9 protein-coding genes and 2 pseudogenes are annotated in these 12,267 nt (G+C 33.9%); 4 read left to right on the top strand and 7 right to left on the bottom strand.

Annotated elements, in window-relative coordinates:
• Positions 1-154 precede the first annotated feature (154 nt).
• Positions 155-2,173: a transglycosylase domain-containing protein gene (locus V7183_RS08885; protein WP_335359246.1), complete on the top strand. Its 2,019-nt coding sequence runs from the start codon at positions 155-157 to the stop codon at positions 2,171-2,173.
• Positions 2,174-2,247: 74 nt separating this feature from the next.
• Here V7183_RS08885 and V7183_RS08890 read toward each other — a convergent pair whose 3' ends face one another.
• The gene (locus V7183_RS08890) at positions 2,248-2,682 is read right to left on the bottom strand and encodes a hypothetical protein (protein WP_335359247.1); all 435 of its coding nucleotides are present in this window, start codon (positions 2,680-2,682) and stop codon (positions 2,248-2,250) included.
• A gap of 193 nt (positions 2,683-2,875) precedes the next feature.
• Positions 2,876-3,013: pseudogene (locus V7183_RS08895) on the bottom strand (PAS domain-containing sensor histidine kinase); the annotation flags it as partial.
• 105 nt (positions 3,014-3,118) lie between these two features.
• Here V7183_RS08895 and V7183_RS08900 point away from each other — a divergent pair.
• Positions 3,119-3,964, top strand: a complete 846-nt coding sequence (locus tag V7183_RS08900) for a DUF72 domain-containing protein (protein WP_335359250.1) — start codon at positions 3,119-3,121, stop codon at positions 3,962-3,964.
• A gap of 360 nt (positions 3,965-4,324) precedes the next feature.
• On the opposite strand, the gene V7183_RS08905 is transcribed toward V7183_RS08900, so the two are convergent.
• The 4 genes from V7183_RS08905 to deoD form a co-directional block, all read right to left on the bottom strand.
• Positions 4,325-4,519, bottom strand: a complete 195-nt coding sequence (locus V7183_RS08905; protein WP_097897287.1) for a DUF3924 family protein — start codon at positions 4,517-4,519, stop codon at positions 4,325-4,327.
• A 132-nt stretch (positions 4,520-4,651) separates the two neighbouring features.
• On the bottom strand, positions 4,652-5,182 hold the full coding sequence (locus V7183_RS08910; protein ID WP_097897286.1) for a tyrosine-type recombinase/integrase: 531 nt from the start codon (positions 5,180-5,182) through the stop codon (positions 4,652-4,654).
• A gap of 107 nt (positions 5,183-5,289) precedes the next feature.
• A complete protein-coding gene (locus V7183_RS08915) occupies positions 5,290-7,107 on the bottom strand; it encodes a sensor histidine kinase (protein ID WP_097897285.1) in 1,818 nt (605 codons plus the stop codon).
• 203 nt (positions 7,108-7,310) lie between these two features.
• A complete protein-coding gene (gene deoD / locus V7183_RS08920; RefSeq protein ID WP_097897284.1) occupies positions 7,311-8,018 on the bottom strand; it encodes a purine-nucleoside phosphorylase in 708 nt (235 codons plus the stop codon).
• A gap of 452 nt (positions 8,019-8,470) precedes the next feature.
• Between deoD and V7183_RS08925 the strand changes: the two genes are divergently transcribed.
• A complete protein-coding gene (locus tag V7183_RS08925) occupies positions 8,471-9,250 on the top strand; it encodes a hypothetical protein (protein ID WP_335359248.1) in 780 nt (259 codons plus the stop codon).
• 4 nt (positions 9,251-9,254) lie between these two features.
• On the opposite strand, the gene mprF is transcribed toward V7183_RS08925, so the two are convergent.
• The gene (mprF, locus tag V7183_RS08930) at positions 9,255-11,831 is read right to left on the bottom strand and encodes a bifunctional lysylphosphatidylglycerol flippase/synthetase MprF (protein WP_335359249.1); all 2,577 of its coding nucleotides are present in this window, start codon (positions 11,829-11,831) and stop codon (positions 9,255-9,257) included.
• Between the two features lie 214 nt (positions 11,832-12,045).
• On the opposite strand from mprF, the pseudogene V7183_RS08935 reads away from it, so the two are divergent.
• Positions 12,046-12,267, top strand: a pseudogene (locus V7183_RS08935) (hypothetical protein); the annotation flags it as partial.

The raw sequence follows: 12,267 nt of genomic DNA on the forward strand, positions 1-12,267 counted from the left end.
TCTTACTTGTAGAATGCCCTTTTCTTGTAAAAAGTATGAATGTAAAAGAAATACTTTACACCTAAGGAGGTATTACGATATTATAATGAATTTAAAAGGAGGGAGTTTCTTCCTTTTTCTAATACGAGTGTAAACAAATGAAGGAAGTGGATCAATGAAATTGAACAACACTCATTTAAAGAACATGCTTGAGTGGTTCAACAAGAGGAAGAAACTGCGCAATATATTATTTATTTTTGGCGGTTTATTTATTACTCTATTTGTTGTTGTAAATATAATGATATCCATTCAAGACATATCTGCATTAAAACAGGCTGTTCCGCAACCGACACTTATTTATGATGTAAATAAAGAAGTGGCAGCGAAGCTATCATCTTCAAAAACAGAAGGAATTAAAAGAAAAGATATTCCTGATGTTATGGTTCAAGCAATTGTAGCGGTGGAAGATAAGAATTTTTTTAGACATCATGGTATTTCTTATAGTGGAGTTATGAGTGCGGTATTAAAAAACCTTACTGCGGGGGAAGTAGTTGCTGGTGGTAGTACAATTACGCAGCAACTTGCAAAAAATGTATTTTTAACACAAGAACGTACATTTTCACGGAAAGTTAAAGAGTACTTTTTAACAAAAAAAATAGAGCGTACGTATACAAAAGATGAAATTATTGAAATGTATATGAATCAAATTTACTTTGGTGAAGGTGCTTGGGGTATAAAAAAGGCTGCTAAATCATACTTCGATAAAGAGGTAAAGGATTTAACAATAGCAGAAGCTGCAACAATAGCAGGATTAATTAAGGCGCCATCGACCTATTCGCCGTATAAAAATTTTAATAAATCAATTGAAAGACGTAACGTTGTTTTAGCATTAATGAAAGAGCAAGGATATATTACCGAAGAGCAGTATAACAAGGAGAAAGAAACGGGTCTTGTTTTACGCCGAGGTGTTGATGATAAGTACAAAGGAAAATACTCGCAATATGTAGATTATATTGTAAGGGAAGCGATGGAGAAATATGAATTAACGCAAAATGAAATTTTAGCTGGCGGCTATCGTATTTATACTGAGCTTGATCCGAAAAAACAACAGGCGGTAGAGGATGTTGTCAACAATGATAGTTACTTTAAAGGAAGCAGTTCAGATCAAATGATGCAAACGGGGATTGTGCTTATGGATCCAAAAACTGGTGGTGTGCCAGCATTAGTTGGCGGTAGGGGATCATATCAATTTTTACAATTTAATCATGCAACGCAATTAAAAAGGCAACCAGGATCAACTTTGAAGCCTTTTGCAGTATATGTGCCAGCTTTAGAGCAAGGGTATGAAGTGTATGATGTGTTAAAAGATGAACCGCTTACTATAAAGGATTATACGCCCCAAAACAGTGATCATACTTTTCATGGCGATGTTACAATGTATGAAGCGGTCGCAAAGTCTTACAATGTATCAGCGGTTTGGTTATTAGAACAAATCGGATTAGAAAAAGGTTTGAAGTCGTTAGAGCGTTTTGGTATTCCATTAGAAGAGGAAGACCGTACTTACCCTATTGCTTTAGGCGGAATGCATACTGGAACTTCTCCGTTTGTAATGGCTCAGGCTTATGCAACTCTTGCTAATGATGGTGTACAAGTTGAAGGACATGCAATTAGGGAAATCCAAAATGCCGAAGGGGAAACGGTTGGAAAATGGTATAAAAAAGAAACTCGTGTAACGAGTGAGAAAACCGCCCAAAAAATGACGTACTTACTAAAAGGTGTTGTTGAAAAGGGGACGGGTGAAAAGGCAAAGCTAAAAAATATTGATACAGCTGGTAAAACAGGAACAACTCAAATTGTAGGTGGTCCAAGTAGTGGAGCAAAAGATTCTTGGTTTGTTGGTTATACTCCAGATTTAGTTGGTGCAATCTGGGTAGGATACGATAAGACAGATAGCGAACATTACGTACCAGGTGGTAGCCAAATTACGACGACGATGTTCCGAGATATCATGAAAAAGGCTGATGAAAATCCTGCTCAAAAAGCATTTCAATTATCGTTAATATCAGAAACAGAGTATACAAAACAGTTAAAGACGGTTGAAGAAGAAAAAAGACGAAAAGAAGAAGAAAAACAAAGAAAAGACCAACAAAAAGAATGGCTGGATAAAGTGAAAGAGTGGATTCCATTCTTTTAAGAAGAAAAAGAGGCGAATGATTATATTCGCCTCTTTTTTACATGAAGTGAAAAAATCCCGTAGAGGATGAATGATTATTTATTGAGAAGAACACTTGTATTAGCATGAACTGGCGAACTATAAGTAATAGAAATGGTTCCTTTGCTAACTGGTTCATAAGGTAGATCTTCTTCATATTCTCCAGTATTTTTATTGTGAATGGATAATGTAACCTCATCAATTTCTTGATTGTTATATTGCTCTTGAATCTCTTTTGCAATTTGAATTAGATCATGATAAGAGGAAGCTTTTGTAATAATCATTCCTTTCATAACTCTTTTTTCTTTATGTGTGGAAGACGAAAGAGGTACTGTATTTTGTTTTGCATATAACAGCTCGTATGAAGCTATCTTGCGGTTTTCTGCTGCTTGTGATGTTAAGGTGTATTCTAAAGTCAAAAAGAATCCTGAACATAAAACGATACAGAATATAAGGGTGATCCAAAAGTGTATTGACGATAAAACTTTCATTTTCATCCCTCTTTCCTATCATTGTCTTCATTATTTATCATACAAAATGAGCGTTAAGCTAGGGTAAATTTGAGGTAAAGAAACGTAAAGAAGGAGAATCGGTTGTATTGTTTAAGCATGCTCTGACAGCAGGAGTAGAGATATTGAATAATCAAAATGAAGTACTTTTAAAGAAAGATTCGAAAAGAGATTGGGGGTTTTTATATGTAAAATGATGTGGTAATTGACTCACTAATTGTTCATAAAAACGAACCTTATTTTCTAATTCTTTTATTTGATTTTCATGAGATAAAATAGTATCCTCTTGAAGCGTAAATAAATAACTCCTCAATTTAAAAATTTTTCCACCTAGTATATCATATTTTTATAAAGAGATTCTGAAATAAAGCATGGAATGCGATAAGATGAATGTGAATAGGAGAAAGGAGGGATGAGATTGATTTCCATTGGATTAACAGGATGGGGAGATCACGATTCTTTATATACAGATTCCTATGAAAATAGAAATAAATTGCGAACATATAGTGAGTATTTTCCCATTGTTGAAGTTGATAGTTCATTTTATGCAATGCAACCAGCTCGAAATTATACAAAGTGGGCCGGAGAAACACCAAAAGATTTTTCCTTTGTTGTTAAAGCATACCAAGGAATGACAGGGCATATGCAGGGCGAAATCCCATTTTCAACAATTGATGAGATGTTTGAAGTATTTAAACAATCGATTCTCCCGCTTCAAGAAACAAGTAAATTAAAGGTGATATTATTTCAGTACCCACCTTGGTTTGATTGTCAGAAGAAAAATGTAGATTTACTTCGCTATACAAAAGAAAAAATGGAAGGGTTACCTTGTGCCATAGAGTTCCGAAATCAAACATGGTTTCATTCCAATATGTATGATAAGACATTGCAATTTTTAGAACAGGAAAAGTGGATTCACACGATTTGTGATGAGCCGCAAGCTGGAATTGGTTCTGTTCCACTTGTATTAGAAGCAACTCATTCTGAAATGGCACTGATTCGTTTTCATGGTCGTAATGTTCATGGATGGCTCGATAAAGGAGAAAATTGGCGAGCAGTGCGCTGCTTATATCGCTACAATAAAAAAGAGTTAGAAGAATGGGTAGAACGATTAGTGAGATTACAGAAGAAGACAAATAACATATACGTATTATTTAACAATAATTCAGGCGGAGATGCTGCGGATAATGCAAAACAACTCATGGAAATGATGAATATTACATATGGGGAACCAAAGCCGGAACAGCTTAATTTATTTGAATAAATATAAAGTGAATTCCACACTTAACTTTTTTGCTCTTGCTAAAGTTGGAGGAGAAGTTTTTACTGTTCATGAATAGCGGGACAAAAAGAAAAACACTGTACAAACAGGGGGAATGTACAGTGTTTTTCTATATGAAAAAGAGGGGTAACAATGTGTTACTGAGCGTTTGTTTGATTCATCAATTGTTGGCTTCATAATAAATGATAATGGTTATCATTATCATTGTCAACAGTTTTTCAGAAATAAAATAAAAATTTTATGTATTTTGGAAAATATTCAGTAGTATTCAGGTTTGGACAGAAGTAGACTGGCTAAGATTCAAGTGTAGAAAAAAGAGGGGAAATAAAGAAAGAACAGCGATTAGCGCTGTTCTTTTTCAGTGACATACTGTTGTAAATCAAAAGGAGTTATTTCTTGAATAAACTCCTTGGAGATAAGTGATTGAACGAGTGTGCTTTCTGAGATTGTAGCACCTGTTTTCTTTTGATAAGCTTGTTTTAATAAACCGAGTTTTTCTGCTATTTCTTTTGGTAATTCAATTGTTAATGTGTCCATAATTTCTCCCCCTTGTTATTAGAGTACCACTACAATATAGGAGAAACAAGAAAAGAGAATATAAAACATAAAAAAGGCTACCAGTCATAAAGTTGGTACCCTTTTTTATGTATAAGAACTATGTGTATTCTTTTATGCAATACCGATATACTTTAAAGTTTTGGATGGAGTACTGTGATCAAAGAAGTGTTGTAAAAATGCGATATCAACACCAGATTTGTATGCACAATATCCCCAAGTTTTTCGAAGTGTATGTGAGCTAATCCCTTCTAAACCAACTTCTTTTGCAGCTTTGTTCAAAATGTACCATGCGTGCTGTCTTGTAATGGATTTTGTTCCTTTTTGAGACTTTAACAATGGTTCATTTCTTTTCCATGTTTTACGTTCTTTCATGTAATCTTCAATTGCGTGCTGTAAGTCTTCGTTTACAGCAAACCATTTATGTTTCTTTACTTTTTCATTGTAAAATAAAATGGAATGGCGAACATTTTCGTTTTCATCAATCACATCACCGACTTTTAATTGTAAGATTTCACTTACTTTTAGGCCCGAATTTACAGCTAATACGAATAATAAGCCATCACGTTTCGAAGATTGTAAAAGTATATTTTTGATTTTTTCTAATTGTTTTTCGTTTTGAATAGGTTGTCCTGCTTGTTTCATTTCACGCACTCTCCTCTTTTATATGTGTAAAGGAAAGGATTAACTTGGTTACTACTATAAAGGGAGAGTGTGAATTCCATGTGAACTCCTAGTGAAATTGAGACAAATTATTTGACTTCTTTTACTTTTTGTAAATCGAAATAAAACACAACACTATCATCGGTGTTATACACACCGTAGTTGGCACGGTGAAGTTCTAAAATGTTTTTTACAATAGATAGACCAAGTCCAGTTCCTCCAGTATGGCGGCTTCGTGAGGCGTCTAGACGATAGAAGCGATCCCATATTTTTTGTAAGCTTTCATCTGGAATTGGATTACCAGTGTTTTCAATTTCTACTTTTACTTTATCTTCTTTCTCTATAACGCGAATACTGATTTCTTTACCATCAGGTGTATAGCGGATGGCATTGCTGAGTAAATTCACAACAACTTGTTCAATACGATTTCGATTTGCTTCGACATATATAGAAGGATTTGCATCAATCTCTACTTGTAAGTGTTTTTCCTCCACACTAAATAATAGCTTTGTATATACTTGCTGAACAAGTTCACCAATGGAAAAGGCGGTCATTTCTAATTTATACGTGCCAGATTCTAATTTTGCTAGTTCCAGCATTTCAACGATGAGTCGATTCATATTTTCTGTCTCTTCTAAAATAACGTCCGTATAGTATGTGGTATCTTTGCTGACACCATCTTTAATGCCTTCTGCAAAACTTCTAATAACGCTTAGCGGTGTTTTTAATTCATGAGATACACCAGAAATAAATTCTTTTCGAGTTCTTTCTAATTGGCGTTCTCGCTCGATATCTTGTTGTAATTTCGCATTTGCGACATTTAATCGGTCAATGCGGTCTTTTAAGTTTACAGATAGTGTATTGATACTATTAGATAAACCACCGATTTCATCATCTGCTGAAACAGGTAATTTTTCACTAAAATCAAAATTAGCCATTTTTTTTGTAACACGATTCATTTTTATAAGTGGCTTAACAATGATTTTTGAATAATAAAAGGATAGCAAAATGATAACAAAAAATACGATGATTAATGCATAGACGTAATAATCTTTTAAAACGAGCATTGCTTCATCGACAGGCTGTAAGGAAGTCATTGCAAAAGCAAATTCTTTAATTTCTTTGTTTTCAATAATAGGTTGTACAAAAATTTGACTTTTAACTTCATCTTCGCCACCTATTGTATAAGTAGTTAATTTGTTTGGATCCGTTTGACCAAGCACGATAGATAATCCCAAGTGCTGAGCAGCTTGTAATATCTCTAAATTATTTGCAAGGCGAATCTCATTTTTTGAAGGAAGATGTATTTTAGAAATAACCCCTTCAAATGTATCAAAGTGAAGTGTTGGAGTTTTGGAATACTTGTTGTTCTGAGATTTTGGTAAATCAATATTAAATAGTTTAAAGTCAGATATAAGATTATCATTTTGCCATGAATTATAGGAGGTTCCAATTCGAGCAGGGATAATTATATTGTCTTTTAAAATTCCTGTTACTTGAATAAGAACATTATTTTTTAGCTGTAAGTTCATGAATTTATTGTATTCATCTATCGTTAAAATATTGTTAAGTGGAATCGAAAATGTTTTATTAGATGTAGTATCAACAATTTCAATATAATAATTATTTTCATCTTTTATAATTCCGTTGCGGTCTAAAAAAACGATGTCAGCATTGGTTTTTTCGTGAAACTCTTGTTTCAATTTTCTTGTTTCTTCAAATGAACCATCACTTTTTTTATAATTTGATAAAAACTTTTCAAAAGCAGTTTGGACGGTTTTTACTTTTTTATCGATATAAAATTTTTCTAAATATAGCGATTGTCCAATGAAAAAAAGGAGAAAAGTAATAGTAAATAGTGCTGCTGTTAATAAAAATAGTTTAAAGACGATACTTCTTTTTTTCACTTTTTCACCTCATAAAAGAGTACTTGTATAAATATTTTCTTTATTATAACAAACGTCAAAAGAAAATAGGAATTGAAAATCTGTCCCGCTCTGGAGTAGTTTTTTGTAAAAAGTCATATAAATTGTTAATGAAGTTGAATTGTATTTTCATTTTATATATGACAAAAAGAACTCGCCAGACGTATGACAAGTTCTTTTGCATATTACTGTTGAATTGCAGCATCTAAAGCGATTTCAATCATTTCGTTAAATGTAGTTTGACGCTCTTCAGATGTTGTTTCTTCTCCAGTGAAGATATGGTCACTTACAGTTAATACAGATAATGCGTTTACGCCGTATTTTGCTGCTAATGTATAAAGGGCAGTTGTTTCCATTTCTACTGCTAATACACCGTACTCACCTAACTTTTTAACCATGTCCATACTCTCGCGGTAGAACACATCTGCTGTTAAGACATTACCAACGCGAACGTGTAATCCTTTTTCTGTTCCAGCATCATATGCTTTCTTTAAAAGGTCGAAGTTTGCAGCTGGTGCAAAATCAAACCCTGGGAATATTAAACGATTCATATTAGAATCTGTACAAGCTGTCATTGCGATAATAACATCGCGTACTTTTACATCTTTTTGAATTGCGCCACATGTACCTACGCGAATTAAGTTTTTCACTCCATAGCTTTGGATTAATTCGTTCACATAAATAGAAATAGAAGGAACACCCATGCCTGTACCTTGAACGGAGACACGCTTTCCTTTATAAGTTCCAGTGAAACCTAACATGCCACGCACGTTGTTGTAGCAAGTTACATCCTCTAAAAATGTTTCTGCAATATACTTTGCACGTAATGGATCGCCAGGTAATAAAATAGATTCAGCAATCTCGCCTTGTTTTGCTTCAATATGAACGCTCATAAAAAAACCTCCTTGTTATGTATAGATATAAATTAACATCATTTGCATTATACACTAGGAACCCTACCAAGTGAACTACTTAGAGGGATGAGATTCTTTCGATACCTTGATTATTTTACGAGCAGAAGGGGTTGCTTAGTTTTCGCATTTTATTTATCTACTCAACTTTGTATAATCACTTGTCAAAGAACACTTCATCATTTTTGCGCAAAGTGAGGAGGAAGATTTCTTACCTAAAGTTAGTTAAAATCTTTTTCTTGTTTGTAGTATATACAGAGTATACTGTTTTCAATAGTTTGTTATTTAATGCACTATTTATGGTGAATTTTTCTTTTGGTGACTGTTTTCCTTTATTTTACAGAGGATATTTATACGAAAAAATAGAATGGATGTATAACAATATTCTGTTTGCAGAGATAGGTGCAATAATTGTGTCATAATTTATAAAAAGTATGGCAGGTGATTGTTTGAAAAATCTTGTCATTGGGCTAATTGCTTTACTATTTATTGTAGCTGGTGGATTCTACATGCAAAAGTATAAAGGAACGACAGAAACAACAGGGGATATTCGAGAGGTAAAATGGGATATAAAAAATAGAAAAGGAAATGAAAAAGTAGACATTAGCTTTCAATTGTTCAATAAAAATAACAATGAGGTTCGTGGAGTGAATGATCAGATTCGAGCGATTATTGTAGACGAACAGTTGAAAGGAATGCAGCAAATAAAACCTACATTTACTGGTAATGGCTCATATAAATTGTCTCCGGGTATAGCGAAAGATACCGCTTATACCATTTTCTTATATGAAGATCGTGAGAAGACAGAGCAATCATTTTCTAAGAAAGATTTTGGGGAAGAAGACAAGAAAAAACAAAAAAGTCTAGTTGCAGACACTGTACTTACAAAAAAAATTGGTGACTATCAAATGTCTCTTTTATTTGGGGCCCTGCATCCAAATGAAGCTGCTACATTAACATTCCAATTTCAGATGAAGAAAGGAGAAAGGGTGAAATTTAATTCTGATACAGGAGAACATGCGGCTCTTTATATTGTTGATGAAAAGAGAGAGCATTTTTTATATGCAGTTCCTACCAATGAAGACGAACAATTACAATATCGTATTACATTTCCGGAAGAAGGAATGTATAAAATATGGGGTACTTTTTATTTAAATGGTAAAAAGTACGAAAAAGAGTTTGTCATACAAGTTCAGAAACGAAAAAACAGCTAGAATTCTAGCTGTTTTTTCGTTTTCCTATTAATTTCGTTACGGCAAGCATTGTAATCGGTAAAGAGTGATTTTTCCGAAAGGCTAAATATTTTCCGCTCCATGCAGGTTTGTATTTTTCTTTAAAATGTCGTAATCCACTGAAACTATACGTATAACGGACATTGTTGAAAATCGCTGCAGCAACTCGTTCAGACCAAAACGATTGTGTTGATAAGCCAACATTAGAGAGCGGGGCCATACCGATATTAAAGGAGTGATAATCGTTTTCTTTTGCCCATTGGAATAAATGAATAAAGATTGCATCCATAATTCCACCAGGTGCATCAGGATAGTATCGCATTAAATCAACAGAAAGGATACCACTTTGATAAACTGGCATAAACGTTGTAAATGCAATGATTTTACCTTCAGCATCAGATAAAGTAGCGATAGGAGCACGGCTTATATATTCACGATCAAAGTATCCAAGAGAAAAGCCCTTTTCTTTTTTTCCATCAAGCCAAGCATCTGATACTTTTTTTAGCTCTTCGTATAACTCGTCTGAAAATGGTGGTTGATGAATAGCAAATGTATAGCCTTCACGTTCAAAACGATTAAAAGTAGCTCGTAATCCAGCGCGCTTTTTCCCCGATATCGTAAACGTATTTAAATCAACAACGGCTTCTTCACCGAGTTTAAAGAAGTTATAGCCAAAATCATGATATAAGCTCATCCATTTACTTTCAATTTGATAGAAGACGCAAATATACCCAAATCGATCCGCTGCAGCTAAAAATTCTTGTAGTACGGTACGGAAAGCAGAAGGATCTCCAATTGGGTCACCAAGTACAACAAGTCGTTTTCCAGTTGTTGAAAATAAAAGAAGTGCTTTTCCATCACTACTAAAGAAGAATTGTTTATCTCCTAAAAACCCTAAATGACTTAGTACATTTCCCCCATGCTCATCTAAGAAATTTTGCAAACGTTTATCGTTTGCTGGTTGCCCAGGAAATACACTACGGTAGCGATTCGCGATAAGAGAACCGATGAGTAAAAAGGTTGGAACAAAGAAAGCAGCTGAAAGTGCACTTCGTTTTACCTGTGTAATGTTGCGGACAACAAAATCTGGTTTGAAAGCTTCTTTTGCTCCAGCGAATAAAATACCTAAGTTTTTGTACAAGTATAATATTAGTAGTGAAAATATTATGGCTTTTACTACATCAGAAAGTGAAACTTCCATTTTCTCACGTACAAATCTTTTACGAAGCATATATAGTACAGCGAGTACAATGAGTAATATAAAAGTTTCTTCAATGTCAATCCCTTTTAGTGTGTTAAAAATGGCAGCTCCAATTAAAGAAACAATCGTCATATAGTAGGAACGTTTCGTTCCGTAGTAGATGCCTCTTGATAGAATAAGGAGAAGGATACCAAATGTTAACGACAAACTAAAAGAAATTTGAATCAAATGTTTTGGAGCTAAAATATGTAATGCATGAGCACGGTTTATACTTGTTGGTAAAATGGTTGATAAGATAACCATTAAGCCAGCAAAGACGGTTAGAGCAGCGGATGCCCATGAGCCTAATTTTCCTAAGAAATCACGTTGTAAGGTCCAAATGACACCTGTTGTTTCTAAGGCAGGCGCAATAAATGGCTTATCCTCAATCTTTTTAAGAGCGGCTCCTGTCATTTCAAAAGCAGCAAAAATTAAACCAAGGCAAAATGGTAAAATATAGTACACGAGGCGGTATAATAACATTGCGGGTAATAATACGCCTGTATCAATACCATATTGTCCCAAACCGGTTAAAAAGACAAGGTCAAATGAACCGAGACCACCTGGTACAAGACTAACAACTCCAGCTAATGCTGCAATGACATAAACCCCTAAAAACTTCTGGAAATCGATGTCAATTCCAAATAATATTAAAATAACATACATGACGATACCGGCAGAGAGCCATTCCACTAAAGAAACAATTGAATATAGAATGGTTGGATTTTTCTCCTCTTCTTGTCCTTCGGCAGGTTGCTGTTTTCGACTTTTAATTTTGGAAAATCCAATATATATCGGTACAAAAAGAGCAAAAAAGATGAGTACAGGCCATAACCAAGGTTTTTCATGCAGAATAAAACGTGTATCTAATATTCCGATAAGGCCGAGGAATGAGAGGATAGCTAATCCATTAATAAAAGCAGTTGTCATCCAAGCAATGCTTTTAATAAGCTTGCCACTCTCTTTTACATAGGGCCGATATAACATTGTTCGTATACCTGCTCCAACAAGGCCACCAAAACCAAGAAATCCATTTAATGTGTTGGCTGTCCATGAAACACGGAAGATTTTTTGCACGGGTATATCTGCTTTTAAATAACGAAGCATGACAAAGTCATAAAAGAACATTGTTGATACAGCAAATGCACCAAGTGTAATCGCTAAAAAAACTCCTCCAGTTGGAATGTTTTTAATTGTTTCAATCGCTTCACGAAATGAAATACCTGATAGTTCTTTTCGAGCTTGAAAGAATACAATGGTTAATACAACAAATGGGAAAATAATTTTCCCTATTTGTAAGAAACGTTTCCATGAAAACGACATAACTACAACTCTCCTTGTGTAAAAAAACTGAGACAATAATATTATTATGACAAACTTCAAGGAAAATAAAAAGGTAAATTAAAGTATACTAAAGCTATTTTTTATATAAAAATGAGATTTTGTATGATCTTTACTAAGGGAGACATCGGAAAATATTTTATTTATTCAGAAAATGAGTTAGAATAAAGCAAAAGAAGGAAGAGAGGGAAAGTGGATGATTATAATAGGTTATGCGGGATATGAGTTAGAAAAAGCACAACCTAATACATCTGAAGATTTTTTTAATAGATCTGAAGTTACATATATAGTAAATGATCAAAAGAAAAATCTTTCTGTATTATACGTCCGTTATTTTGAAGAAATTTTAGAAGAAATTACTCCTTTTGAAGGAAATCCAGTTTTTAAAATAGAAGAACAAGACATATATTTACGTGAT

It is taken from the genome of Bacillus sp. JJ1127 (assembly GCF_036965845.1).
Taxonomy (GTDB): Bacteria; Bacillota; Bacilli; order Bacillales; family Bacillaceae_G; genus Bacillus_A.